This window comes from Clavibacter sp. A6099 (assembly GCF_021919125.1).
In the GTDB taxonomy this organism is placed as follows: Bacteria; Actinomycetota; Actinomycetes; order Actinomycetales; family Microbacteriaceae; genus Clavibacter; species Clavibacter seminis.
Window position 1 is genome coordinate 1,028,517 of record NZ_CP083439.1, and the last position, 23,947, is coordinate 1,052,463.

Sequence of the window (23,947 nt, forward strand, 5' to 3'; positions counted from 1 at the left end):
CGGGCGGGTGGATCCGCTCGGTACCCTGGCCGAGAGCGCCACCCGGGCGCGGCCGGCCACGCGCCGGGGGAGGCAGGTGCCCATGGGCCGCGTCGTGGTGCTCGGATCGCTCAACGTCGACCAGGTGGTGCGCGTGCAGCGGCACCCGCAGCCGGGGGAGACGCTCATCGGATCCGACCCCGAGCGGCTCTGGGGCGGCAAGGGCGCGAACCAGGCGGTCGCCGCCGCGGGCGCCGGCGGCGAGGTCGCCATGGTGGGTGCCGTGGGCGACGACGCCGACGGATCCGCCTACCGCGCGCGCCTCGCCGACCGCGGCATCGACGTGTCCGGCCTCGTCACCGTGGATGGCGCCACGACGGGCCTCGCGATCATCGCGGTGGACGCCGACGGCGAGAACACGATCATCGTCGCGCCCGGCGCCAACGGGCGCGTGACGGACGCCCACCTCGATCCGCTCGACGCGCTCGCCGCGGGCGACGTCCTGCTCGCCTCGCTCGAGCTGCCCCTCGACACGGTCGCCGCGGGCGTCCGTCGCGCGCACGCCGCCGGCGCCCGCGTCGTGCTCAACCTCGCGCCCTTCGCCGCGCTGCCCGCCGATGTGCTCGCGCTCGCGGATCCCGTGGTCGTCAACGAGCACGAGGCCGGGCTCCTCCGCGAATCGGGCACGCCCGCGCCCGCGTCGCTGCTCGTCACCCTCGGCGCCGAGGGCGCGGTGTGGGGCGACGTCGAGGTACCCGCGTCGAAGGTCTCCCGCGTCGTCGACACCACGGGCGCGGGCGACGCGTTCTGCGGCGCGCTGGCCTCCGCGCTCGCCGCGGGCGCCGACCGCGAGGCGGCCCTGGTCGTCGCGGCCGACGCGGCCGCGGTCGTCGTGCAGCGCCAGGGCGCGCAGCCGGCGGACGACTGATCCCGGTGGCCGACGCGGCGCCGGATCCGGATCCGGATCCGGATCCGGATCCGGACGAGGCGACCGCCGCCGTCGTCGCGTTCGTCCGCGCGCTCGTCTCGCCGCCATGGCCGCGTGATGCGGCGGACGCGGAGCGCATGCTCGCCGCCCTCGGCGTGCGCCCGGCGGGGGAGATCGACGCGTACGCCCCCGACTCGGATCTCCGCGCCCTGACGGGCGGACCCGACGCCGTCCACCACCTCTCGTACGGCACCCACGCGGGCGAGGTGGCGAGCGTCGGCTTCCACCTGGCGCGGCACGGCGGCCCGCGGGATCCGCTCGTCCGGCGCCACCACGACGCCCTCGTCGCGGCCCTCGCCGCCGTGTTCGGCCGCTCCCGCTCGCCGATCGAGGGCCAGTCGAGCCCCGTGCTCTGGGACGTCGGCGAGCTGGAGGTGAGCGTCCAGCTCTTCGAGCGCGTCGACAGCAGCGTGATGGTGTGGGTGGATCACCGCGAGCGGTCCGCGCGCGCCGAGGCGGCCGCGGGCGGCGGAGCCCCGGTCGTCACCGCGGAAGCCGCCGACCCCGCCTGACCGCCTCCTCGTCGAACGAGCGGTCGCGGGACAGCGGGTAGGCCCTGTCGAGGCGCGGGCCGACGACGACGCGGAGCAGGAACCGCGACAGCAGCGCGCCGCCGGCCCAGTACGCCCCGATGAGGAGCGCCGCGACACCGGGCAGCACATGGGTGGCGATGCCGGCCACCACGAGCAGCGTCCAGACGATCCCGACCCCGGAGTAGAGGGACCGGTAGCCGTCGACCGCCTGGTCGCGCTTCTCCTGCTGACGCTCCGCGCGGTCGTCGAGTGCCGACACCGTGCGGCCGAAGTCGTCCGCGCCGACGGCGCCGAAGAGGTCCCGCACGGGCACCTCCAGCGCCTTCGCGACGAGCGACAGCGTCTCGAGGCTCGCGTCGTTCCCGGCCTCCAGCCGCTGCACCGTGCGCACCGTGATCCCGCTGGCCTCGGCCAGCCTGTCCTGCGTCCAACCCCGCTCGCGGCGGAGGTCCGCCACCCGTGTCTCGTTCATGGGGCCAGCCTGGCGGCCGGACGCGGTCCGCACCACGACGCGGACCCGACAGGCCCACGACATCCGCCCGACAACGGGGCGACACCCGCGCGACGGCGCGGACGGAGGCCGCCGGATCCCGCGCTTGCCCCCTGCACGGGGTCCATGAGATGCTCGACGCGCTGCGCTTCTTATGCGCATAAGTAACTCACCGGCTCGCGACGCGGGCGCTTCGTTCAAGGAGGAACACGTGAAGACATCCATGCGTCTCGGCGCGGTCGCGACCGTGCTGGCGGCCACCGTCGCGCTGACCGGCTGCGGCAGGTCCGCCGACGAGGGATCCGGTCCGGCAGCCGCGACCACCCTCGGCTCCGAGCCCGCGAAGGGCAAGGTGACCATGTGGGCGATGGGCGCGGAGGGCGAGGCGCTGCCCGCGTTCCTGAAGACCTTCGAGGACGCCAACCCGGACGTCGAGGTCGACGTCACGGCGATCCCGTGGGACGCGGCCCACAACAAGTTCCAGACCGCGATCGCCGGCGGCACCACCCCCGACATCGCGATGATGGGCACCACCTGGATGGCCGACTTCGCCGACGCCCTCACCACCGTGCCGACCGACGTCGACGCGAGCGACTCCTTCCCCGGCTCCCTGGCCACGAACTCCGTCGAGGACCGCGCCGCCGGCATCCCCTGGTACGTCGACACCCGCGTGCTCTACTACCGCACCGACCTCGCGGCGAAGGCCGGCTGGACGAAGGCGCCGACCACCTGGGACGAGCTCAAGCAGATGGCGTCCGACATGCAGACGAAGGCCGGCGCCGCGCACGGCATCCGCCTCCCCGCCGGCAACGACGCGTTCCAGGGCACGCTCTGGATGCCGTGGTCGAACGGCGCCGAGATCGCCGACGGCGCGAAGTGGACCCTCGACACCCCCCAGATGCAGGAGGCGTACGAGTACTACGGCAGCTTCTTCGCCGACGGCATCGCCGACCCCGACGTCGACGTCTCGTCCGGCGCGCAGGAGGCCTCGTTCGTCGACGGATCCACGCCCATGCTCATCGAGGGCCCCTTCGAGATCGGCCAGCTGAAGGCCGTCGGCGGCGAGGGCTTCGCCTCGAAGTTCGCCACCGCGGTGCTCCCGGCGAAGGAGACCTCGGCGTCGTTCAGCGGCGGTGCGAACCTCGTCGTCTTCGACCAGGCGAAGAACCAGGACGCCGCGTGGAAGCTCGCGCGCTGGCTCGGCCAGCCCGAGACGCAGGCGGCCTGGTACGCCGCCACGGGCGACCTGCCCGCGTCGCAGTCCGCCTGGCAGGATCCGGCCCTGCAGTCCGACCCCACCCTCGCCGCCTTCGGCGAGCAGCTGAAGACCGCGAAGTCGGTGCCCGTGAGCACGAACTGGGTCAAGGTCGGATCCGCCGCGGACTCGGCGCTCGAGCAGATCCGCCGCGGCACCGCCACCGTGCCCGACGCCCTGGCGAAGCTGCAGTCGGACGCCGACTCCATCGGCTCGGCGGAGTAGCCGTTGGCCATCACCGCTCCCCGTGCGGCCGGGACCCGTCCCGGCCGCACCCGGTCCCCGCTCGTCGCCCGGCAGCGCCGCCGCCAGGCGATCGTGGCCTGGGGCTTCTGCCTCCCGTTCGTCGCCGTCTTCGCGGTCTTCATGCTCGTGCCGCTGGTCAGCTCGTTCGCCATGTCGTTCACGGACTTCCGCGCGACCGACATCCGCTCCCCGTTCGCGGTGGACTTCACGGGCCTCGACCAGTACGCGAAGCTCTTCACGGACGCCACGTTCCTCCGCTCCATCGGCGTCACGGCCTTCTTCGTGGTCGTCGGGATCCCGGTCACGATGGTCATCGCGCTCGCGCTGGCCCTCGCGCTCAACTCCGGTCGCGGCCGCATCGTGTCGTTCTTCCGCGTCGGCTTCTACGCGCCCGTCGTGACGAGCATCGTCGCGGTCTCGGTCGTGTGGCGCTACATCCTGCTGCCGGACGGGCTGCTCAACTCGGCGCTCGCGCTGGTCGGGATCACCGGCCCCAACTGGCTGAGCGACACCACCTGGGCGCTGCCCTCGCTCGTCGTGATGGCGGTGTGGCGGAACGTCGGCACCCTGATGATCATCTTCCTGGCCGGGCTGCAGGCCGTGCCCGAGGAGGTCCAGGAGGCGGCCGTGATGGACGGCGCGAGCCCCTGGCGCCGGCTGATCTCGGTCACGCTGCCGCTGCTCCGCCCGACCCTGCTGCTCGGATCCGTGCTCATCTCGGTCGGGTTCCTGCAGTTCTTCGAGGAGGCGTTCGTGATGACCCGCGGCGGCCCCCTCGACTCCACGCTGTCCGTCGCGTACTACACGTACCGGCAGTTCGGCTTCGGCGAGTACGGCCTCGCCTCCGCGGCGAGCTACGTCCTCTTCCTCGCCATCGCCCTGCTCAGCCTGCTGCAGTTCCGGCTGCTGCGGTCGAAGGACTGAAAGGCACGCGCATGACCACCACCGCATCCGCCCCCGCCGCGACGGCCGCCGTCGCCGCGCAGGCCGCGACCGGCGCCCCGCCGCGTCGTCGCCGCACCGACCGCGGGCGCCGCGCCCGCGCGATCGTCTACGTCGTGCTCGCCGCCGTCCTCTGCGTCTGGCTCCTCCCGTTCATCTGGATGGCGCTCGGCTCCGTGAAGACGCAGGGCGAGATCCTGCAGCGTCCGCCGACGTGGTGGCCGCAGGATCCCGTCGCGGACAACTTCGCGCAGTGGTTCGGGCCGCTCGACTTCGGCACGTTCTTCTCCAACAGCCTCGTCGTGGCGCTCGTCACGGTGCTCGGCAACCTCGTGTTCTGCTCGATGGTCGGCTACGCGCTGGCGAAGATGGAGTTCCCGGGCAAGCGCATCCTGTTCCTCACCGTGATGGTGACGCTCATGGTGCCGGGCGTCGTCACCTTCGTCCCGCTGTTCGTCATGGTCTCGGGGCTCGGCCTCGTGAACACGTACGCGGCGCTCATCCTCCCGTTCATCACGGCGCCCATCGGGGTGTTCCTCATGCGGCAGTTCATGCTCGGGATCCCCGAGGCGCTCATCGAGGCCGCGCGCCTCGACGGCGCGGGGGAGTTCCGCATCTTCTCCCGCATCGTCATGCCGCTGTGCGGGCCGCCGCTCGCGACCCTCGGGATCCTCACGTTCCTCGCCTCGTGGAACAACTTCCTCTGGCCGCTCGTCGCCGCGCAGACCGAGGGCATGTACACGCTGCCGATCGCCCTGTCGCTGTACTCCACCGGGCAGAACGCGACCGACTACGGCCTGCTGCTCGCGGGATCCGTGCTCGTGATCGCGCCGATCCTCGCCCTGTTCGTGTTCCTGCAGCGCTACTTCATCCAGGGCGTCGCGACCGCCGGCCTCAAGTGACCACCTCCCGCCTCCGACCCCTGGAGACCCCCATGCCCCGCGCCCCGCGCACGCTCCTCACCGCCCCCGACGGCACCCGGTTCCGCGACCTCGACGGCGACGGGGTGATGGCGCCCTACGAGGATCCGCGGCTGACCCCCGAGGAGCGCACCGCCGACCTCGTCGGGCGCCTCAGCCTCGCCGAGAAGGCCGGCCTCATGTTCCAGACCGTGATCGAGGTCGGCGCCGACGGCGAGCTGAAGGAGGAGCCGGGCGCGATCTCGAAGTCCGGCACCACCGAGGTCGTGGTCGGCAAGGCCATGAACCACTTCAACGTGCACGAGATCCGCTCGGCCCGGCAGGCCGCGCGCTGGAGCAACCGGCTGCAGGAGCTCGCGGAGTCGACGCCGCACGGGATCCCCGTGACCGTGAGCACGGATCCGCGCCACGCCTTCGTCGAGAACGCGGGCGTCGCCTTCTCGGCCGGCCCGTTCTCGCAGTGGCCGGAGGCGCTCGGCCTCGCGGCGCTCGACGACGTGGACGCGATCCGCGCGTTCGCGGACGCGGCCCGGCAGGAGTACGTGGCCGTCGGCATCCGCGCGGCGCTGCACCCGCAGATCGACCTCGCCACCGAGCCGCGCTGGGGACGCCAGGCGCAGACGCTCGGCCACGACGCCGACCGCGTGGCCGAGTTCACGGCCGCGTACCTCCGGGGGTTCCAGGGCGACGAGCTCGGATCCGCGAGCGTCGCCTGCACCACCAAGCACTTCCCGGGCGGCGGCCCGCAGAAGGACGGCGAGGACGCGCACTTCCCGTACGGCCGCGAGCAGGTGTACCCGGGCGGCATGTTCGAGTACCACCTCGCGCCCTTCCGCGAGGCGATCGCGCGGGGGACCGCCGCGATGATGCCGTACTACGGGATGCCCGAGGGCCTCGTGCGCGACGGCGAGGAGATCGAGCCGGTGGGCTTCGGCTTCAACAGGCAGGTGATCACCGGGCTGCTGCGCGAGGAGCTCGGCTACGACGGCGTCGTGGTCACCGACTGGGAGCTCGTGAACGACAACCACGTCGGCGACCAGGTGCTGCCGGCACGCGCGTGGGGCGTCGAGGAGCTGACGCCCGACGAGCGGATGGAGCGCATCATCCAGGCCGGCTGCGACCAGTTCGGCGGGGAGGAGTGCGTCGACGTGCTGCTCGACCTCGTCGCCTCCGGTCGTGTCACGGAGGCGCGCATCGACGAGTCGGTGCGGCGCCTGCTGCTCGTGAAGTTCCGCCTGGGTCTCTTCGACGACCCGTACGTCGACGAGGACGAGGCCGAGCGCATCGTCGGCCGCGCGGACCTCCGCGAGCTCGGCTTCCGCGCGCAGGCCGCGTCGGTCACCGTGCTCGAGAACCGGGAGCGCGATGGCCGGCCGACGCTGCCGCTCCCCGTCGACGGGCCCCGGCTCCGCGTGCACGTCGAGGGCATGCGGCCGGAGTCGCTCGACGGCTGGGCGGATCCGGCCGAGGGACCCGACGACGCCGACCTCGCGATCGTGCGGCTCGGCGCCCCCTTCGAGCCGCGGTCGGACCTCTTCCTCGAGGCGTGGTTCCACCAGGGGTCGCTCGAGTTCCCGCCCGGTCTCGTCCACCGGCTCCGGCGGATCGCCGACCGCTGCCCGCTCGTGGTGGTGGTGAACCTCGACCGGCCCGCGATCATGACGCCGCTCGTGCCGTTCGCCGCCGCGCTCGCCGTGGACTACGGCAGCTCCGACGCCGCCGTGCTCGCGGCGCTCACGGGACGGATCGCGCCCGAGGGCCGGCTGCCCGTGGAGATCCCGCGCTCGATGGACGCGGTGCGGGCCTCGCGGACGGACGTGCCGTCGGACACCGAGGACCCGGTGTACCCGCTGCACCACGGCCTGCGGATCCTCTGAGCGCTCCGGCGCCGGCGCACGCGATCGGACCCGCGACGGCTCCGCCCGGCGTCGGGGCGCGGTCGGTCGGGCCCGCCTCGCCTACGCTTCCAGGAGAGAGGACGGTCGCATGAGCCCCCGGCGCCCCACGGTCTACGACGTCGCAGAACGCGCGAAGGTGTCCATCGCGACCGTGTCGTTCGCGTTCAGCCGGCCCGACCAGATCAGCGCCGCCACCCGCGAGCGCGTGCTCGAGATCGCGCGCGAGCTCGGCTACATGCCGAGCGCGTCCGCCCGCGGCCTCGCCCGCGGCCGCACGGGCGCGCTCGGGCTGCACTCGTTCGACCTCCTCATCGACCGGCCGCTGCAGCGCGAGCCCGCGGATCCCGACGCGTCCGTCGAGCCCGCGTCCGTCGCGACGCCGTACGCACCCGGCCGCACCTTCATCCCCTGGGACGACGCGGGCGAGATCGCGGCGGATCCGCGCGCGTTCCCGCTCTACGTCGACGAGGTGCGCCGCGGCTTCGAGCTCGAGTGCCGCGCCCACGACCGCCCGGTCATGCTCAGCCGCGGCAGCGACACCACCACCGCCGTCGCGGAGTCAGCCGGCCGGGTCGACGGGCTCGCGATCTTCCCGGGGCCGTCCGCCGCGGCGTCGCTGAAGCGCGTCTCGCTCGCCATGCCGATCGTGCTGTTCAGCTACCCCCCGGCGGACGACGGGCACCACCGCGTCACGTCCGACAACGCCGGGGGAGCGCGCGAGCTCGTGCGGCACCTCGTGGTGGAGCACGGGATCACCGACACGGGCTTCGTGGGCGCGACCAGCGTCGGGGACTACCGCGAGCGCTTCCAGGGGTACCGCGACGCGCTGGCGGAGCTCGGGGTGGCCGCCCCCGCGGAGGTGCTCGACGACACGGTGCTCGGCGAGGGATCCGGCTTCGGCGGCGTCATCGCGGCCCTCCGCGCCGGGCGGCTGCCGCGCGCGCTCGTGTGCGCGAGCGACCAGCTGGCGCTCGCGCTCGTGGACCTGCTGCGCGCGGAGGGCGTGGACGTGCCGGGCGACGTCGTGGTCACGGGTTTCGACGGGATCCTCGCGGGGCTCCTCGCGACGCCGCGGCTCACCACCGTCCGGCAGCCCATGGAGGCGATGGGGCGCGCGGCGGCCCGCATCCTCATCGACACGACGACGGGCACGCAGCCGGCGGATCCCGTGACGCTGCGGCTCGGCACGAAGCTCGTGGTGCGCGAGAGCTGCGGCTGCCGGGGCTGACGCGGGTCTCCTAGCGGCGGAGCCCCCGGCGGCGCGCGATCTCCACGACGAGACCCGCCAGCGCGAGCGCGGCACCGGCCGCGGCGAACCACCAGGCGATCTCCATGCCGGCCGGCTCCTCGCCCACGATGCCGCCCATCACGGCGCCCAGCGCGACCGCGACGACGAGCGCGCCGGACCCGGCCAGGGTCGCCGCGAGGATCCTCATGTCCGCGACCATCAGACGGGCTGCAGCGCGAGCTGCTCGCCCGAGGGGAGCTCCACGCGGACGGCGTCGTCGGGGCGGACCTCGCCGCCGGTGATGACGACGCCCATCACGCCGGACTTCCGCACGACGTTCCCGTCGGCGTCGCGGTCGAGCACCGCCTTCATGGCGCCCGTGCCGAGCTTGTCGATCTGGATGCAGGGGTTCCGCAGGCCGGTCAGCTCGACCACGGCGTCCTCGCCGAGGTGCAGGCGCGTCCCGGTCGGCAGGTCGAGGAGCGCGACGCCCGCGGTCGTGACGTTCTCGCCGAGGTCGCCCGGCCCGACCTGGTAGCCCTTCTCCGCCAGCTCGTCGTGCAGCTCGGCGTGGACGAGGTGCACCTGGCGGAGGTTCGGCGCATCCGGGTCTCGACGCTTGCGCGAGAGGTGCTGGACGGTGGTGCCGAGGTGCGCGTCGCCCTCGACGCCGAGGCCGGCGAGGAGCGTGATCGACGGGCGGACGGGCTTGGAGAAGCGGTGGGCGTCGTCGCGCGCGACGGCGACGACCCGGGCGGCGGGAGACGGCTGCATGGGTGCGACGATATCGGCGCATCGCGGATCCGGCGAGCCCTCGGGCGGGATCCGCCCGAGGCCCCCATGGAGACACGCGGCCCGCTAGGTTCTGAGCATCGACGGCGATGGGGGAGACCATGCACGCGACGGCCATGAGCGGATCCCGGCGCACGACCCTGGTCGCGGGCATCGCGTCCGCGGGGGCGCTGCTGCTGCAGCCGGCGGTCCTCGGCGGCTTCCGGATCCAGCCGACGCCCGACATGGAGTCCACGATCGTGCTGCGGGGCCCCGTCGTCGACGTGCTCGGCCTCGTGCTCACGGTGGTCGCCGCCGTGGTGCTCGCCCGCGGCGTGCGCGGGGAGCCGGGGCTCCTCCGGCCATCGCGCGCCGCCGGGGTCGCGGTGCTCGCGCACGCGGCCGCGGTCGTGGCGATCGCGGCCGCGCAGGCGGCGATGCGGCCCTTCGCCGAGGCGGCCTCCCTCGACGAGCTCCGGTCGACCGGCCTCATCACGCTGACCACGGCGCTCGACCTCGTCCGTGGCGCGGCCCTCGTGGTGCTCGCGGTGGTCGTGCTGCGCGGACGGCTGCTCGAGCCGCTCGCCCGCGTCGCGCTCGCGGTGATGGCGGCGGCCACGGGGGCGTACGCGGTGCTCGGCCCGATCGCCGGGCTGCTGCTGGATGCGGGCGGAGCCGCGTACCTGCTGATCCCGGTGGCCCCGCTGCTCATCGCGCTGCCGACCGTGGCGCTCGTGGCGTCGGCCGCGCTCGCGCTCGGGCTCGTGATCCACGGCCGGTCCGCGGCGATGCTCGAACGGGCGGAGGCGATCCGCCGGGCCTGGTGAGCCCGCCGGTCCGCCGCCGCCCGCTCGGATGAGACCGCCCGGGATCAGGCCGCGTCGGCTCCGCCCGCGGCGCGGGTCGTGCCGTGCTCGCGCAGCACGAGGAGCGCCACGAGCGAGATCGCGGACGCGACGCTGAGGTAGACGCCGACGAGCATCACGCCGCCGCCGCCGATGTCCCAGAGCCACGTCGCGATGAACGGCGCGACCGCGCCGCCGATGATGCCCGCGAGGCTGAACGCCAGGGACGCGCCCGTGTAGCGGACGTCGGGGGCGAACATGCCGGGCAGCAGGGATCCGACGGCGCCGTACCCGATGCCGATGAGCGCGAAGCCGAGGATCACGAACATCAGCGTGCCGGGCAGGCCCGCGGAGAGCAGGGGATCCATCAGCAGGCCGAAGACGACCATGCCGGCGGCGCTCACGGCCACGATGGGACGCGCGCCGCGGCGCTGGGCGAGCGCGCCCGAGACCACGATGGTGATCGCGAAGAACACGACGCCGACGAGGAGCATGAGCAGGAAGTCGGTGCGGGCGTAGCCGAGCCCGGCGTGGAACGAGGCCGCGTCGAAGGGCTTGCCCGCCGCGGAGGCGGCGGCCTGCGCGGCCTCCGCGGTGCGGGGCGACGTGCCGTAGGTGACCGTGAACGTGGTCATGAGGTAGAAGAGCGTGAAGATGGCGAGGAGGGCGAGCGCCCCGAGGACCAGGCCCCGCCAGCCGGTGCGGATGGTGCGGCCGAGCGGCAGCCGCGACGTCTCGCCGCGGTCGAGGACCGCCTGGAACTCCGGCGCCTCGACGAGCTTCACGCGCACGTAGAGGCCCACGAGCACGAGCACGGCGCTGGCGAGGAACGGCACGCGCCAGCCCCACGACTGCAGGTCGGCGGGGGAGAGCGTGAGAGAGAGCACCAGGAACAGGCCGGTCGAGAGGAAGAAGCCGATGGGCGCGCCGAGCTGCGGGAACGTGCCGTAGATCGCCCGCTTGCCCGCCGGTGCGTTCTCGGTCGCCAGCAGCGCCGCGCCGCCCCACTCGCCGCCGAGGCCGAGGCCCTGGATGAAGCGGAGCACGGCCAGTGCGGCGGGGGCCGCGATCTCCCAGCCCGGCGTGAGGCCGCTCGGCAGGGATCCGATGAGCACGGTGGCGATGCCCATGGTGAGCAGCGACGCGACGAGCGTGCGCGTGCGGCCGAACCGGTCGCCGAAGTGGCCGAAGAGCACGGATCCGATGGGCCGGGCGAAGAACGCGACGCCGAACACAGCGAGGGACTGCAGCTGCGCGACCGCCGGGTCGGCGTTGGCGAAGAACAGCGCGGGGAACACCAGCACGGCGGCCGTGGCGTAGACGTAGAAGTCGAAGAACTCGATGGACGTGCCGATGAGGCTCGCGACCAGCACGCGCGAGCGCGGGTTGGCCGGGGCGATGCCGGGCGGGGAGACGGTGGAGGCAGCGGTCATGGCGGTGGCTTCCGACTTCAGGGACGGGGAGACGCCACGAACGTGGCGCGCCGACGGTACCGGCGCTCCCCGCCCCTCCGGGCCGGCCGTTCACATGACGCGTGTCAACTGACGTTCCCCGCGTAATCGGCGTCGCGGGTCTCGCGGCTGATGATGAGCGCCACAAGCGTGATCGCCGCCATCGCGCTCAGGTACACGCCGACCAGCAGCACGTTCCCGTCGAGCAGCTGCCAGAGCGCGACCGCGATGAAGGGCGCGACCGCGGCGCCGAGGATGCTCGCGACGTTGTAGCTGATCGCGGATCCCGTGTAGCGCACGTTGGTCGGGAACAGCTCCGGCAGCACCGCCCCCATGGGGCCGAACGTGAGGCCCATGAGCGTGAATCCGATGATGAGGAGCGCCATCGTGCCGACGAAGCCGGCGGAGAACAGCGGCACGAAGAGCAGGCCGAAGACGAGGATCCCGACGGTGGTCGCGATGAGCATCTTGCGACGGCCGTGCTTCTCGGCGAGGGGTCCCGAGACCATCGTGAAGATGCCGAAGAACACGACGCCCACGATGAGCATGATGAGGAAGTCGTTGCGCGCGTAGCCGAGGCCCGCGGCGAACGTGTCCGGGTTGAAGGTCTTGCCGGCCTTCGTCGCGGCGGCCTCCGCCGTCGCGGCGTCGCGCGCCGTGGTGCCGTAGGTGAGCGTGAACGTGGTCATCAGGTAGAACAGCGTGTAGGTCGCCAGCATGATGAAGGTGCCGAGGATCAGCGGGCGCCAGCTCGTGACGAACACGCGCGCGACGGGCAGCTTCGCGACCTCGCCGGAGTCGACGACCTTCTGGAACGCGGGCGTCTCGATGAGCTTCAGGCGCACGTAGAGCCCGACGATCACGAGCACGGCGCTCGCGAGGAACGGCACGCGCCAGCCCCACGCCTGGAACTGCTCGGGGGTGAGGCCGAGGCTCAGCGCGAGGAAGACGCCGTTGGCGACGATGAAGCCGATGGGCGCGCCGAGCTGCGGGAACGTGCCGTAGATGGCGCGCTTGCCGGCGGGCGCGTTCTCGGTCGCGAGGAGGGCGGCGCCGCTCCACTCGCCGCCGAGGCCGAGGCCCTGGCCGAAGCGCATGATCACGAGGAGCGCGGGGGCCGCGACCTCCCACCCGGGCGTGAGCGCGGTGGGCAGGCAGCCGATCAGCACGGTCGCGATGCCCATGGTGAGCAGCGACGCGACGAGCGTGCCCTTCCGGCCGACCCGGTCGCCGAAGTGGCCGAAGAGGATGGATCCGATGGGCCGCGCGATGAAGGCGACGCCGAACACCGCGAAGGACGCGAGCTGCGCGACGGTCGGGTCGTCGTTCGCGAAGAAGAGCGCGGGGAAGACGAGCACCGCCGCGGTCGCGTAGACGTAGAAGTCGTAGAACTCGATCGACGTGCCGATGAGGCTCGCGATGATGACGCGCGAGCGCGAGTTCCCGGCGGGCGGGGTGGCGGTGGACGGAGCGGCGGTGCGGGCCGCGGGGGTCGTGGACATGCGGGGAGACGGCTTTCGGCTGGTGCGGCGTGAGCGGCAGGGGCGCGCGGAGGGGGCGGGCGCGCCGGTCGGGCGCGGGCGCCGGGTGCGGCGGAGTCGAGGGAGCCACTCGTGATGGCGGAGCTGAGTTTACGCCCCCGGGGAGATGCTGTGCGCGGTCGGTAGGTTGGGCACGGACCGGCGGGACCCGCGACGCCGCCGACCACGAGGAGCCCCATGGAGCACGAGACCGGCCGCGCTGTCCTGCCCGGGCTCGCGAAGCTCTGCGGCGTCGGGGTGTTCGCAGCCCTCGCTACCGGGTACTGGTACCTGGCCATCCCGTGCGTCGCGGTCGTCGTGCTGTGCGTGCTGCAGCTGCGTCGGTGGACGCACCAGGAGCTCGAGGAGCGCGCCCGCCTCGCCGAGGAGCCGACCGAGGAGGGCCAGGCGGAGGCGCTCAGGTGGGACGCGGACGGCGGCGTCGCCGTGCATCCGCGGGAGGAGGAGCCGCGACCGGTGGCGCCGCGACCGGACGACCAGGGACCGGGCGAGCGGCGCTAGCCCGCCGGGACCATCGCCGGCGCGTCGGCCGGGCGCGCGTCGGCGGCGGATCCGCGTCGCCGCCTCAGCAGCCCCGTCAGGTCGTGTGCCGAGAGCGACACCGCGAGCACCGCGGCCAGCACGAGCGCGAGCGCGGGGGCGGCGACCGCCCACGGGGCGCGCTCCGCGTAGGCGCTGCCCTCGCTGAGGATCAGGCCCCACTCGGGCGTCGGCGGGGCGCTGCCCAGGCCGAGGAAGCCGAGCGCCGCGAGCGTGAGGGCGATGCCGGGCAGGCGCAGCATCGCGTTCCGCACGACCGGGCCGACGACGGCGGGCAGGAGGTGGGCGAGGAGGATCCGCGCGCGTCCGACGCCGAGCACCGGCAGGATCCGCACGTGCGGCTGCGCGCGCGCCTCCTGCATCAGCGCCCCGGCGTGCGCGGCGAGCGGCGCCCAGCCCACGGCCGCCACCGCGATGGCGGCCCCCGCGCTCGACGGGCCCTGGATCGCGGCCACCACGATCCCGGCGAGGATCGGCGGGGCCGCGTTCGCCACCTCGATCGGCCCGAGCGCGGCGCGCGGCAGGAGGCCGAGCGCGAGCCCGATGGCGCAGCAGGCGATGACCACGACCAGCGCCGTGCCGAGCGTCGTGACGGCGCCGTGGCCGACCCGCCCGAGGAGGTCGCGGCCGCTCGCGTCGGCGCCGAACGGCAGCGCCCACGAGGGCGGGGCGAGGCGGCCCGCGGTGGTGGCGAGGGGATCCCGCGCGAGGCCCGCCACGACGATGAGCGCGAGGAGCCCGGCCGCGACCGCGGGGATGACGGCGTCGCGCGGACGGGCGGGGACGCGCGCGTCGGGCACGGGCAGCGATCCGAGGCGGAGGGCGGGGCCGAGGAGCGCGCGCCGGGCGAGATCCGCGAGCGCACCGGCCGCGACGGCGACCGCGAGGAGCGCGAGCACGCCCGCCTGGAGCGCGGGGACGTCCTGGCTGCCGGCCGCGCCGAGGGTCGCGCGGCCGATGCCGGGGATCGCGAACACCTGCTCGACCGCGACCGCGCCGCCCGTGAGGCCGACGAGCACGAGCCCGATCTGCCCGAGCACCGACGGCAGCGCGCGGCGCAGCACCGCGAGGGTCGTGCGCGCGGGCGAGAGGCCCGCCATCGCCCATGTCGCGACCCAGCGCTCGGCGGACGCGGCCCGGATCGCGTCGGCGAGGAGGCGGCCGACGAGCCCGCCCGCGGGGATCCCGAGGGCGAGCGCGGGGAGCGCCGCGTTCGCCGGCCCGTCCCACCCGGACGGCGGCGCCCAGCGCAGCCAGACGGCGACCACCACGAGCAGCGCGGTCGCGAGCAGGAACTCCGGGAGCGCCGTGAGGGCGGCGGACAGGGCGCCGGATCCGCGGGCCAGGCGCCCGCGCGTCGCGTCGCGGAGTGCGGGCGCGCACAGGAGCGCGGCGACCCCCACGGCGACGGCGATCGCGAACGCCATCAGCGTGAGGGAGACGCCGAGCGCGCCCAGGGTGCCGGGGAGGACCGGGCGGCCCGAGATCCACGACGTGCCGAGGTCGCCGCGGACCACGCCCGCGAGCCAGTCGAGCGAGACGGCCAGCGGCCCCCGGTCGAGGCCGAGCTGCGCGCGCACCGCCGCGAGCGCCTCCGGGGTGGCCTCGAGGTCGGCGTAGCGCGCGCGGAGGATCGTGTACTCGGGCGAGCGGCCGGAGAGCCACGGCAGCGCGCCGACGAGCGCCACGACGCCGCCGATCGCGACGACGCGGGACGCCCCGACGACGAGCCCGTCGCGCGCGCGGCCCATCAGCGCGCGACGCGCGTGTCGACCGTGATGAGCGCGCGCTCGCGGGGATCGCGCACGGCGCCCGTCACCCCGGCGGCCTCGCCCTGGATCACGCGCTCGTGCAGGAGCGGCACCGCGGCGTCGTCGGCGAGCACGAGGGCCTCGACCCGCATGATCGCGGCGCGGCGCTCGGGCCCGGCCGGCAGCGCGGACGCCTCGGCGAGGGCCTGGTCGACCGCGGGGTCGCACTCCTGCGAGATGTTGAACGAGCCCTGGCAGGCGAAGTCGCTGTAGAGGTAGGCGGCCGGATCCCCGGAGTCGAGCACGGTCGCGCGCGACAGGATGAAGGCGTCGAACTTCCCCGCGAGCGCGTCGGCCTCGATGTACTGGTACTCGCGCACGTCCTGGGTCACGTCGAAGCCGGCCGCTTCCAGCTGCTGCTCGAGCTGCACGGCGACCTCGGGGAGCTCGGCGCGGTCCGTGAAGGTGCCGAGGGTGATGGGCACGCCGTCGACCCGCGCGGGCGTCGCCCGGCCCGCCAGCGCGTCGCGGTAGGAGGCGCCGTCGCGGAGGTCGGCGGCCCAGGGGAGCGCGGGGCCGAGGAGCCCGGTGGCCTCGTCTGCCCGGCCCTCGTAGACGCCGGAGACGAGCGCGGCGCGGTCGACCGCGGCCTCGGCGGCGGCGCGCACGGCCGGGTCCGCGAACGGTCCGGTCCGCGTGTTCAGGTACAGCGTGTTCGTGCGCGGCATGGCGACCTCGTGCAGGAGCTGCGGATCGACCTGCGCGGCCTGGCCCACGGGGATCGCCTCGACCACGTCGGCCGTGCCCGTGCGGAGGGCGGCGGCGCGCGCGGTGCCGTCGGGGACGAAGCGCACGTCGATGCCGGCGGACGCGGCGCGGCCGCCCCAGTAGCCGTCGAACCGGTCGAGCCTGGCGGAGGACGTGCCGTCGACCGCGGTCAGGCGGAACGGGCCCGTGCCGGTGCCGACGGGGGACACGGTGCCGTCGGCGCCGTACGCGGAGGCCGCGAGGATCGCCAGCTGCGGGCTCGACATGCGCTGCGGCACGAGAGGGTCGGCCGTCGCGGTGCGCACGATGACCCGGTCGCCGTCGGCGGTGGCCGTGAGGTCGACGCCGTCGAGGATCCGCGGCTTCGGGCTCGCGGTCGCGGCGGCGGTGAGCGAGGCGGCGGCCTGCGCGGCCGTGAGGATCGTCCCGTCGTGGAAGGTCACGTCGGGGCGGATGTCGAATGCCCAGGTCAGGTCGTCCACGCGGGTCCAGCCGGTCGCGAGCTGCGGCTGCGCGTCGCCGAGGTCGTCGAGGGTCACGAGGGTCTCGGCCGTGCTCCACCGCGCGAGCTTGAAGGCGTCGTCGCTGAGGGGCGTGAGGCCGGATCTCGGCGGCTGCAGCATGGCGAGGCGGATGCGGCCGTCGCCGTCCTGCGCGCCTCCCGGGGAGGATCCGGGGCTCGCGGCGAAGCAGCCGCTGAGGGCGAGCGTCGTCGCGGCGGCCAGCGCGATCAGCGCGGCGGAGCGAGCCGGGCGGGTGACGCGGGCGGGGCGGGCGGAGCGGGGGCGTCTAGCGGGCATGGGGTCCTTCGGCGGGGATGCGCGGGGCATCGGCGGCGATGCGCGGGGCATCGGGGGTGGTGGTCGGGGGAGCTGGGGTGGCGCGCGGGGACGCGGCGGGGCCGGGTGCGGGCGCGTCGGGCGCTTCGTGCGCGGGGACGGTCGCGGGCAGCAGTCGGGGAAGGCCGACGGCCGCCGCGACGGGCAGCGCGGCGAGGATCCCCCAGGCGACGGCGGGCGCGTCGTCGAGCAGGGCTCCGACCACGCCGCCGGCCACGAGCACGGCGACGCCGCCGCAGCTCGCGAGCAGCCCGTAGAACGACGCGGTCGGGCGGCCGGCGGCGAACGACGGCACGAGCTCCATCGTCACGGGGCCCGCGGTCATGTGGCCGAGCGTGAGGCAGACGACGAGGACCGCGGCGGGCATGAGCTCGGCACCGGCGGGCGGCGGCACGACGGACGCGAGCGCGAGCGCCGCGAACCCCGTCGCGGTCGTCGCGAAGCCGCAGGCGAGCGCGCGACCGGGGCCGAGCCGCTTCGCGAGGAGGGCGACGGGCCACTGCAGCGCGATCGTGAGGAGCGAGACGGCGAGGAACGCGGATCCGACCGCCGCCGTCCCCGCACCGGCGCGCGCGAGCTCGAGCGGCAGCCCGAGGTAGAGCTGGTTGTAGGCCACGAGGTCGACGGCGAAGAGGGCGGAGAAGGCGAGGAAGCGGCGGTCGCGGACGGCGGCCCAGCGGTCGGCGGTGGCGGCGGGCGCGGCGTCGGGCGCCGGGTCGGCACCGGCGACGGGCGCGGATCCCATGGGCGACGCGACGACGGCCCGCCCCGCGTCCGCCGGGATCACGCACCACAGCGCCACCCCCACGGCCGCGAACAGCGCCGCGCCCACGAGCACGGTCGCGGAGAACCCGAGCCCGAGCAGGGCGGCGCCCGCGAGCGGACCCACGGCCGCGCCGATCTCGCCCACCAGCACGAGCGCGGCGAACAGCGACGGGCGGCCGGACCGTCGCGTGGCGCGGCCCCTCGCGTCCGCTGCCGCCACGAGGCTCTGCAGCGCCGGGCTGAACAGCGCGCCGCCGAGCCCCGTGAGGATCGCGCCGACGAGGAAGCCGGCGAGGTCCGCGGCGAGCGCGAGCCCCAGGTAGCCGGACACGCGCACGACGCAGCCCGCGGCGATGAGGGTGCGCGGGCCGAAGCGGTCGGCGAGCATCCCGCCGAGCAGGAACAGGCCCTGCTGGCTGAAGGTGCGGGCGCCGAGCACCAGGCCGATCGCGAGGGCGCCGAGCCCGAGGTCGTCGCGCATCACGACGGCGAGGAACGGGACGACCGCGTAGAAGCCGAGGTTGAAGACGAGCTGGCTGGAGAGGAGGACGGCGGCGTGGGGAGGGGCGGCGCGGTGGGACAGGGTCATGCGGTGAGCGCTCCCGGCAGCCGCGGCACGGCGTCGGCGAGCTCGCGCGTGGCGGGGTGCGCGGGGTCGGCGAGCAGGCGCCCGGTCGGCCCCTCCTCCACGATCCGCCCGCCGGCCAGCACCACGCTCCGCCCGCAGAGCCGCGCGACGGCGTCGAGGTCGTGCGACACGAGCGCGAGCCCGAGGCCGCGCTCGCGCACGAGGTCGCCGAGCAGCTCGATGATCCGGTCCCGCAGCGGCAGGTCCACCCCGCTCACGGGCTCGTCGGCGAGGAGGATCCCCGGCGAGGTCGCGATGGCCCGGGCGAGCGCCACGCGCTGCGCCTGCCCGCCGGACAGCTCGCGGGGCCGGCGGTCGGCGAGCGACGAGGCGAGCCCGACGTCGTCGAGGGCGCGCGCGACGATCGCGGCGTGGTCGCCGGTCACGTCGAGGCGGCGGAGCGGCTCGCGGATCAGCTGCCGCACGGTCATGCGCGGCTCGAGGCTCGCGCCCGGATCCTGCGGCACCGCCTGCACGCGCCTCCGGTACCAGCGGAGGGCGGATGCGCGGCCGGGCGCGATGGCCCGGTCGCCGAGCGCCACGTTGCCCGCGGTCGGCGCCTCGAGCGCGAGCAGGATGCGCAGGAGCGTCGACTTGCCGGATCCGGAGCGGCCCACGATCCCGACCGTCTCGCCGGGCGCCACGCGGAACGAGACGTCGTCGAGCGCGGGTGCCGGGCCGGGGGCTCCGGACGCGCGGGCCGCCCGGGCTTCGCGTCGCGCGGCCGGGTCGCGCCGCGGCGGGTACCCGTGCGTGATCCCGATCGCGGTGAGCGCGTCGGTCATCGGGCCGCCACCGCGCCGAGCGGGGCCGACGCGGAGGCCGTCGCCGTCGCCCCGTCCGGGGATCCGCCGCCCGCCCGCCGCGTCGCCGCCGCCCCGTCCGGGGATCCGCCGCCCGCCCGCCGCGTCGCCGCCGCCACGAGCGCCCGGCTGTACGCGTGCCGCGGCCGCCGCACGAGCTCGCGCATCGACCCGGCCTCGACCACGCGGCCGGCCTCGAGCACGACGACCCGGTCGCACAGCGCCGCGGCGACCGCGAGGTCGTGCGTGATGAAGAGGAGCGCCTGGCCGGTCGCGTCGAGGCGGCGGCGGATCACGTCGACCACGCGCGCCTGCGTCACGACGTCGAGCGAGGTCGTCGGCTCGTCGGCCAGCAGCAGGTCGGCACGGCAGAGGAGCGCGAGCGCGAGGCAGACGCGCTGTCGCTGGCCGCCCGACAGCTCGGCGGCGAAGGCGGGGAGCGCTCCCTCCGGATCCTCGATGCCCACCTCGGCGAGGAGGGCGACGACCTCGCGCCGGGCGTCGCCGCGGGCGAGGAGCCCGCCGTCCGCGGCGGATCCGCGGGCCCGGCTCGCGCGCAGCGCCGCGACGAGCTGCGCGCCCACCGTGACGAGCGGGTTCAGCGCCGCGAGCGAGTCCTGCTGCACCGCGGCGACGCGGCCGAGGCGCTGGCGAGGAGCGGCCGGCCCGACCGCGCGGCCGCCGAGCTCGACGACGCCCCGCACGCGCGACCCGGGCGGCAGCGTCCCGAGCACGGCCTGCGCGGTGAGCGACTTGCCGGACCCGGACGCGCCGACCAGCGCCACGCGCTCGCCGGCCCCGACGCGGAGATCGAGGTCGTGCACGAGCGGCGCGCGGTCGATCGCGATGGAGAGGGAGCGGAGGTCGAGGGCGGGATGCACCTGGCCCCCGTCCGTCCGCGCATGCTGCCGGGCGGTCCGGCGGCGCTCCCGACGACCTTACTGATACCCGTTCTCGATATCAAAACCGAGCGGACGGAAGGTCAGGCCCCGCGGATCCCCTTCAGCAGCAGGGCCGTCGTCACCGCGGCCTCGGCCGCCTCGGCGCCCTTGTCCTCCTTCGACCCCGGGAGCCCGGCGCGGTCGAGGCCCTGCTGCTCGTCGTCGAGCGTGAGCAGCCCGAAGCCGATGGGCTTGCCCGCGAGCAGCGACGCCTGCGTGAGGCCCGAGGTCGCGGCGTCCGACACGTACTCGAAGTGCGGGGTGCCGCCCCGGATGATCACGCCGAGCGCGACGACCGCGTCGGCCCCCGCGTCGAGCGCCGCGCGCGCGACCACGGGCAGCTCGAAGCTCCCGGGCACGCGGATCACCGTGGTGGTCGCGCCGGCGGCGTCGAGCACGCGCTGCGCCCCGGCGAGGAGGCCCGCGCTGATCTCGTCGTGCCAGCGTCCGGCGACGACGGTGACCCGGAGGCCGCTCCCGTCGAGCGCGGTCGGGTCGATCTCGGGTGCTCCGTGTCCGCTCATGCGGTCTCCTCCTCAGGGGTGGTGGTGGCCGGGCCGGCCGTCGTGGTGGTCAGGCCGTCGGGCGCCTCGGCGTCCGGGTAGGCGTCGGGTCCGATGTGCATGTCGGTGTCGAGCACCATGCGGTGCCCCATGCGGTCGCGCTTCGTCTCGAGGTAGCCGGCGTTCACGTCGTTGACGCCGACGACCAGCGGCACGCGCTCGGTCACCTCCACGCCGTGCGCCTCGAGCTGCCGCACCTTCTCGGGGTTGTTCGTGAGCAGGCGCACGTCCTCGATCCCCATCTCCTGCAGGATCGCCGAGGCGGCGCCGTAGTCGCGCGCGTCCGCCGGGAGGCCCAGGGCGACGTTGGCGTCGAGCGTGTCGAAGCCGTCCTCCTGCAGCCGGTACGCGCGCAGCTTGTTGATGAGGCCGATGCCGCGCCCCTCGTGCCCGCGCAGGTAGACGACGACGCCGCCGTCGCGCTGGATCTCGTCGAGCGCCGCGTCGAGCTGCGGTCCGCACTCGCACTTGAGCGATCCGAGCGCCTCGCCCGTCAGGCACTCCGAGTGCACGCGCACGAGCGTGCCGTGCGCGCGCGGCTCGCCCGCGACGATCGCGACGTGGTCGGCGCCCGTCGTGCGGTCCCGGTAGGCGCGGAGCTTGACCGTGCCGTGCGTGGTGGGGACCGTGGTCTCGACCTCGAAGATCACGCGAGACGCCTCGGGGATCGCGACGGCCGGCTCGAGCGCCCGGTCGCAGTGGAACTCCTCGAGGTGCGCCTTGAGCGCCTCGATCGTCACGACCAGCACGCCCTCGCGCTCGCCGAGCGCGAGGAGGCCGGGGAGGCGCATCATCTCGCCGTCGTCCTGCACGATCTCGCTGATCGCGCCCACGGGCGTGAGTCCCGCGAGCGTGAGGAGGTCGACCGCGGCCTCGGTGTGGCCGTCGCGCTCGCGCACGCCGCCGTCCACCGCGCGCAGCGGCAGGATGTGGCCCGGCCGGTGCAGGCTCGTCGGCACGCTGCCGAGGTCGGCGAGCACGCGCAGGGTGTGCGCGCGGTCGGACGCGCTGATGCCCGTGGAGAGCCGGTCGGCCGCGTCGACGGAGACCGTGTAGGCGGTGCCGCGCGGATCCCGGTTGTCGGCCACCATGAGCGGCAGCTCCAGCCGGTCGGCGATCTCGTTCGTCATGGGCGCGCAGATGAAGCCCGACGAGTGCCTGACGAGCCAGGCCACCCACTCGGGAGATGCGGACTCGGCGGCGAGCAGCACGTCGCCCTCGTTCTCGCGGCCCTCGTCGTCGACGACGATCACGGGCCGTCCGGCGCGCAGCTCCTGCAGCGCGGCGGGGATCTCGGCGAGGCTCACGCGCGCGCCTCCTCGGTGCCGGTGCTGGGCACGTCGTCGCGGTCGCGTGCGTCGAGCGCGAGCATCCGCTGCACGTGCCGCGCGAGCACGTCGGTCTCGAGGTTGACCTCGTCGCCGAGCTCGAGCGCGCCGAGCGTCGTCGCCGTGAGCGTCTCCGGGATGAGCGACACCTCGAACCAGGCGTCGGCATCGGGGGTGTCGGTGGGGCTGACCGCGCTCACGGTGAGGCTCACGCCCTGCACCGTGATGGATCCGCGGTCCACCACGAGCGGCGCGAGCTCGGCGGGCAGCGAGAAGCGGAGGATGCGCCACGCCTCGCCCGGCGTGGTCGCGAGCAGGCGGCCCGTGCCGTCGACGTGGCCCTGCACGATGTGGCCGCCGAGCCGGTCGCCCACGCGCGCGGCGCGCTCGAGGTTCACGCGGTCGCCCACGCCGAGCCGGCCGAGCGAGCTCATCACGAGCGTCTGCCGCATGACGTCCGCGGTGAAGCCCTCGGGCGTCTGCGCGACGACCGTGAGGCACACGCCGTCGACGCTGATGGAGTCGCCGTGCCGGGCGTCGGACACCGCGAGCGGCGCCTCCACCGTGATCCGGGCGGAGTCGCCCTCGGCGTCGAGCGCGAGGACGCGTCCGCGCTCCTCGATGATCCCTGTGAACATCACTGGCCTTCCGTGGTGGGTCGCGCGGTCACGAGGATGTCGTCCCCGAGCCGCGTCGTGCTGATGAGGGTGAGTCGGTGGGCGGCCGGCATGCTCGGCACGCCGAGGTCGCCGGTAGCCGTGCGGGGGCCGCCGAGGAGGACGGGCGCGAGGTAGGCGACCACCTCGTCCACGAGCCCGGCGGCGACGAGCGCGGAGACGATCGTGGGGCCGCCCTCCACGAAGACGTGCCGGATGCCGAGGCGGCCGAGCTCCGCGAGGGCCGCGGCCGGGTCGTGGCCCGCGATGCGGATGAGCCGCCGCGGGTGCCGGTGCACGGCCGCGTCGTCCGGGATCGCGCGGTCGCCGAGCACGACGGGTGCCGGCTGGTGCGGGTACGGGATCCCGTCGGGCCGGCGCGCGGTGAGCGCGGGATCGTCGGCGAGCACCGTGCCGGTGCCCACGAGGATCGCGTCGGCCTCGGCGCGGCGGCGGTGCACGTCCTCCCGGGCGGCGGGTCCGGTGATCCAGCGGCTCGTGCCGTCGGCGGCGGCGATGCGGCCGTCGAGGCTGGATGCCCACTTGGCCGTCACGAACGGGCGGCCGAGCCGGGCGGATCCGAGCCACACGCGCAGGAACGCCGCGGCCTCCTCGGCGAGCACGCCGTCGGTGACCTCGACGCCCGCGGCGCGGAGGCGGGCCGCGCCGCCCGAGGACTCGGCACCCGGGTCGGCGACCGCGTACGCGACGCGGGCGACCCCGGCCTCGATCAGCGCGGCGGCGCACGGCCCCGTGCGGCCGGTGTGGTTGCAGGGTTCGAGCGTGACGACCGCGGTGGATCCGCGTGCCCCGCCGGCGGGCAGCTGCCGCAGCGCGTCGACCTCGGCGTGGGCGGATCCGGCGCCGCGGTGGCGGCCCTCGGCGATGACGCGGCCGGAGGCGTCGAGGATCACGCAGCCGACGCGCGGGTTCGGGCCCCACGCGGGACCCTCGGCGGCGAGCTCGAGGCCGCGGCGCATCGCGCGTTCGAGCGCGTGCGCGTCGGCCGCGCGCTGGGCGGCCGCGTGCGGTGCCGTCGGGTCGTCGTGCATGGTGTCCTCGTCCGTGGACGGACTCCGGGCGCGGTCGACGAGACCTCGACGCCGGCAGGCTCGCCGACGCCGCGTGCGCCTCCCATCCGGACTCTCACCGTCGGTCCCGGATTCCCACCGGATCGGCGGACGAGGCTCCCGGGGACCCGGTCGCGCATCGTCCGTTCGCGGACTGTCACCGCCGGCTCGGATTTCCACCGACCCCGGAGCACGTGTATGGGTCGAG

23 protein-coding genes and 1 riboswitch are annotated in these 23,947 nt (G+C 75.2%); of the genes, 9 read left to right on the forward strand and 14 right to left on the reverse strand.

All coding sequences use genetic code 11. From position 1 onward, the window contains the following. The first annotated feature begins 82 nt into the window (after positions 1 to 82). Complete coding sequence (locus KYT88_RS04895) at positions 83 to 907, forward strand: ribokinase (protein ID WP_237583791.1); 825 nt, start codon at positions 83 to 85, stop codon at positions 905 to 907. Positions 908 to 912: 5 nt separating this feature from the next. Further along, positions 913 to 1,479 carry a DUF6301 family protein gene (locus KYT88_RS04900; RefSeq protein WP_051629258.1) on the forward strand — a complete coding sequence of 189 codons (567 nt, stop codon included), beginning with the start codon at positions 913 to 915 and terminating at the stop codon, positions 1,477 to 1,479. Here the strand turns inward: KYT88_RS04900 and KYT88_RS04905 are convergent. Continuing rightward, positions 1,451 to 1,972, reverse strand: coding sequence for a helix-turn-helix transcriptional regulator (locus KYT88_RS04905; protein WP_043584494.1), 522 nt, complete (start codon positions 1,970 to 1,972; stop codon positions 1,451 to 1,453). The genes KYT88_RS04900 and KYT88_RS04905 overlap by 29 nt on opposite strands. A 229-nt stretch (positions 1,973 to 2,201) precedes the next feature. Here KYT88_RS04905 and KYT88_RS04910 point away from each other — a divergent pair, with 229 nt between their 5' ends. From KYT88_RS04910 to KYT88_RS04930, 5 genes are all read left to right on the forward strand, one after another. Next, positions 2,202 to 3,470, forward strand: coding sequence for an extracellular solute-binding protein (locus KYT88_RS04910; RefSeq protein ID WP_051629259.1), 1,269 nt, complete (start codon positions 2,202 to 2,204; stop codon positions 3,468 to 3,470). Between the two features lie 3 nt (positions 3,471 to 3,473). Further along, complete coding sequence (locus tag KYT88_RS04915) at positions 3,474 to 4,415, forward strand: carbohydrate ABC transporter permease (RefSeq protein ID WP_043584497.1); 942 nt, start codon at positions 3,474 to 3,476, stop codon at positions 4,413 to 4,415. A gap of 11 nt (positions 4,416 to 4,426) precedes the next feature. Then, entirely contained in the window at positions 4,427 to 5,335 is a 909-nt protein-coding gene (locus tag KYT88_RS04920) for a carbohydrate ABC transporter permease (RefSeq protein ID WP_043584499.1), read from the forward strand. A gap of 32 nt (positions 5,336 to 5,367) precedes the next feature. Further along, positions 5,368 to 7,230, forward strand: coding sequence for a glycoside hydrolase family 3 protein (locus KYT88_RS04925; RefSeq protein ID WP_043584501.1), 1,863 nt, complete (start codon positions 5,368 to 5,370; stop codon positions 7,228 to 7,230). Between the two features lie 109 nt (positions 7,231 to 7,339). Further along, on the forward strand, positions 7,340 to 8,479 hold the full coding sequence (locus KYT88_RS04930; protein ID WP_043584503.1) for a LacI family DNA-binding transcriptional regulator: 1,140 nt from the start codon (positions 7,340 to 7,342) through the stop codon (positions 8,477 to 8,479). Between the two features lie 10 nt (positions 8,480 to 8,489). On the opposite strand, the gene KYT88_RS04935 is transcribed toward KYT88_RS04930, so the two are convergent. Together KYT88_RS04935 and KYT88_RS04940 are read right to left on the reverse strand one after the other, a co-directional pair. Continuing rightward, the gene (locus KYT88_RS04935) at positions 8,490 to 8,687 is read right to left on the reverse strand and encodes a hypothetical protein (RefSeq protein ID WP_237583792.1); all 198 of its coding nucleotides are present in this window, start codon (positions 8,685 to 8,687) and stop codon (positions 8,490 to 8,492) included. Positions 8,688 to 8,698: 11 nt separating this feature from the next. After that, entirely contained in the window at positions 8,699 to 9,253 is a 555-nt protein-coding gene (locus KYT88_RS04940; RefSeq protein ID WP_043584506.1) for an MOSC domain-containing protein, read from the reverse strand. A gap of 107 nt (positions 9,254 to 9,360) precedes the next feature. Here KYT88_RS04940 and KYT88_RS04945 point away from each other — a divergent pair, with 107 nt between their 5' ends. Beyond that, positions 9,361 to 10,077: a hypothetical protein gene (locus KYT88_RS04945; RefSeq protein WP_237583793.1), complete on the forward strand. Its 717-nt coding sequence runs from the start codon at positions 9,361 to 9,363 to the stop codon at positions 10,075 to 10,077. A 44-nt stretch (positions 10,078 to 10,121) separates the two neighbouring features. Here KYT88_RS04945 and KYT88_RS04950 read toward each other — a convergent pair whose 3' ends face one another. Further along, positions 10,122 to 11,528, reverse strand: a complete 1,407-nt coding sequence (locus KYT88_RS04950) for an MFS transporter (protein WP_043584508.1) — start codon at positions 11,526 to 11,528, stop codon at positions 10,122 to 10,124. 104 nt (positions 11,529 to 11,632) lie between these two features. Beyond that, positions 11,633 to 13,048 carry an MFS transporter gene (locus tag KYT88_RS04955; RefSeq protein ID WP_043584510.1) on the reverse strand — a complete coding sequence of 472 codons (1,416 nt, stop codon included), beginning with the start codon at positions 13,046 to 13,048 and terminating at the stop codon, positions 11,633 to 11,635. A 216-nt stretch (positions 13,049 to 13,264) separates the two neighbouring features. Here KYT88_RS04955 and KYT88_RS04960 point away from each other — a divergent pair, with 216 nt between their 5' ends. Continuing rightward, a complete protein-coding gene (locus tag KYT88_RS04960) occupies positions 13,265 to 13,588 on the forward strand; it encodes a hypothetical protein (RefSeq protein WP_043584512.1) in 324 nt (107 codons plus the stop codon). Here the strand turns inward: KYT88_RS04960 and KYT88_RS04965 are convergent. From KYT88_RS04965 to ribD, 9 genes are all read right to left on the reverse strand, one after another. Continuing rightward, on the reverse strand, positions 13,585 to 15,378 hold the full coding sequence (locus KYT88_RS04965) for an ABC transporter permease subunit (RefSeq protein WP_237583794.1): 1,794 nt from the start codon (positions 15,376 to 15,378) through the stop codon (positions 13,585 to 13,587). The two genes, KYT88_RS04960 and KYT88_RS04965, sit on opposite strands and share 4 nt — an antisense overlap. Continuing rightward, on the reverse strand, positions 15,378 to 16,946 hold the full coding sequence (locus KYT88_RS04970) for an ABC transporter substrate-binding protein (RefSeq protein WP_043584686.1): 1,569 nt from the start codon (positions 16,944 to 16,946) through the stop codon (positions 15,378 to 15,380). Before KYT88_RS04970 ends, KYT88_RS04965 begins: the two co-directional genes overlap by 1 nt. Continuing rightward, the gene (locus KYT88_RS04975) at positions 16,936 to 18,339 is read right to left on the reverse strand and encodes an MFS transporter (protein ID WP_043584514.1); all 1,404 of its coding nucleotides are present in this window, start codon (positions 18,337 to 18,339) and stop codon (positions 16,936 to 16,938) included. The genes KYT88_RS04970 and KYT88_RS04975 overlap by 11 nt, the downstream gene beginning before the upstream one ends. Further along, complete coding sequence (locus tag KYT88_RS04980) at positions 18,336 to 19,163, reverse strand: ABC transporter ATP-binding protein (protein WP_043584515.1); 828 nt, start codon at positions 19,161 to 19,163, stop codon at positions 18,336 to 18,338. The genes KYT88_RS04975 and KYT88_RS04980 overlap by 4 nt, the downstream gene beginning before the upstream one ends. Further along, on the reverse strand, positions 19,160 to 20,062 hold the full coding sequence (locus tag KYT88_RS04985) for an ATP-binding cassette domain-containing protein (protein ID WP_237583795.1): 903 nt from the start codon (positions 20,060 to 20,062) through the stop codon (positions 19,160 to 19,162). The genes KYT88_RS04980 and KYT88_RS04985 overlap by 4 nt, the downstream gene beginning before the upstream one ends. Before the next feature lie 101 nt (positions 20,063 to 20,163). Beyond that, positions 20,164 to 20,646: a 6,7-dimethyl-8-ribityllumazine synthase gene (ribH, locus tag KYT88_RS04990; protein WP_043584517.1), complete on the reverse strand. Its 483-nt coding sequence runs from the start codon at positions 20,644 to 20,646 to the stop codon at positions 20,164 to 20,166. Next, a complete protein-coding gene (locus KYT88_RS04995) occupies positions 20,643 to 21,992 on the reverse strand; it encodes a bifunctional 3,4-dihydroxy-2-butanone-4-phosphate synthase/GTP cyclohydrolase II (protein ID WP_043584519.1) in 1,350 nt (449 codons plus the stop codon). The genes ribH and KYT88_RS04995 overlap by 4 nt, the downstream gene beginning before the upstream one ends. Next, positions 21,989 to 22,651, reverse strand: a complete 663-nt coding sequence (locus tag KYT88_RS05000) for a riboflavin synthase (RefSeq protein ID WP_043584522.1) — start codon at positions 22,649 to 22,651, stop codon at positions 21,989 to 21,991. The genes KYT88_RS04995 and KYT88_RS05000 overlap by 4 nt, the downstream gene beginning before the upstream one ends. Then, positions 22,651 to 23,721 (reverse strand): bifunctional diaminohydroxyphosphoribosylaminopyrimidine deaminase/5-amino-6-(5-phosphoribosylamino)uracil reductase RibD, encoded by a 1,071-nt coding sequence (gene ribD / locus KYT88_RS05005; RefSeq protein WP_043584524.1) that lies wholly within the window; start codon positions 23,719 to 23,721, stop codon positions 22,651 to 22,653. The genes KYT88_RS05000 and ribD overlap by 1 nt, the downstream gene beginning before the upstream one ends. Before the next feature lie 70 nt (positions 23,722 to 23,791). Next, positions 23,792 to 23,936, reverse strand: a riboswitch (FMN riboswitch). Positions 23,937 to 23,947: the final 11 nt, after the last annotated feature.

What these genes read in the sequence shown, in the direction of transcription:
- KYT88_RS04945 (WP_237583793.1), top strand. Translation starts at nt 9,361, where the DNA reads ATGGGGGAGACCATGCACGCGACGGCCATGAGCGGATCCCGGCGCACG.
- KYT88_RS04980 (WP_043584515.1), bottom strand. Translation starts at nt 19,163, where the DNA reads ATGACCGACGCGCTCACCGCGATCGGGATCACGCACGGGTACCCGCCG.
- KYT88_RS04975 (WP_043584514.1), bottom strand. Translation starts at nt 18,339, where the DNA reads ATGACCCTGTCCCACCGCGCCGCCCCTCCCCACGCCGCCGTCCTCCTC.
- ribD (WP_043584524.1), bottom strand. Translation starts at nt 23,721, where the DNA reads ATGCACGACGACCCGACGGCACCGCACGCGGCCGCCCAGCGCGCGGCC.
- KYT88_RS04905 (WP_043584494.1), bottom strand. Translation starts at nt 1,972, where the DNA reads ATGAACGAGACACGGGTGGCGGACCTCCGCCGCGAGCGGGGTTGGACG.
- KYT88_RS04920 (WP_043584499.1), top strand. Translation starts at nt 4,427, where the DNA reads ATGACCACCACCGCATCCGCCCCCGCCGCGACGGCCGCCGTCGCCGCG.
- KYT88_RS04925 (WP_043584501.1), top strand. Translation starts at nt 5,368, where the DNA reads ATGCCCCGCGCCCCGCGCACGCTCCTCACCGCCCCCGACGGCACCCGG.
- KYT88_RS04940 (WP_043584506.1), bottom strand. Translation starts at nt 9,253, where the DNA reads ATGCAGCCGTCTCCCGCCGCCCGGGTCGTCGCCGTCGCGCGCGACGAC.
- ribH (WP_043584517.1), bottom strand. Translation starts at nt 20,646, where the DNA reads ATGAGCGGACACGGAGCACCCGAGATCGACCCGACCGCGCTCGACGGG.
- KYT88_RS04930 (WP_043584503.1), top strand. Translation starts at nt 7,340, where the DNA reads ATGAGCCCCCGGCGCCCCACGGTCTACGACGTCGCAGAACGCGCGAAG.
- KYT88_RS04955 (WP_043584510.1), bottom strand. Translation starts at nt 13,048, where the DNA reads ATGTCCACGACCCCCGCGGCCCGCACCGCCGCTCCGTCCACCGCCACC.
- KYT88_RS04950 (WP_043584508.1), bottom strand. Translation starts at nt 11,528, where the DNA reads ATGACCGCTGCCTCCACCGTCTCCCCGCCCGGCATCGCCCCGGCCAAC.
- KYT88_RS04960 (WP_043584512.1), top strand. Translation starts at nt 13,265, where the DNA reads ATGGAGCACGAGACCGGCCGCGCTGTCCTGCCCGGGCTCGCGAAGCTC.
- KYT88_RS04935 (WP_237583792.1), bottom strand. Translation starts at nt 8,687, where the DNA reads ATGAGGATCCTCGCGGCGACCCTGGCCGGGTCCGGCGCGCTCGTCGTC.
- KYT88_RS04965 (WP_237583794.1), bottom strand. Translation starts at nt 15,378, where the DNA reads ATGGGCCGCGCGCGCGACGGGCTCGTCGTCGGGGCGTCCCGCGTCGTC.
- KYT88_RS05000 (WP_043584522.1), bottom strand. Translation starts at nt 22,651, where the DNA reads ATGTTCACAGGGATCATCGAGGAGCGCGGACGCGTCCTCGCGCTCGAC.
- KYT88_RS04895 (WP_237583791.1), top strand. Translation starts at nt 83, where the DNA reads ATGGGCCGCGTCGTGGTGCTCGGATCGCTCAACGTCGACCAGGTGGTG.
- KYT88_RS04970 (WP_043584686.1), bottom strand. Translation starts at nt 16,946, where the DNA reads ATGCCCGCTAGACGCCCCCGCTCCGCCCGCCCCGCCCGCGTCACCCGC.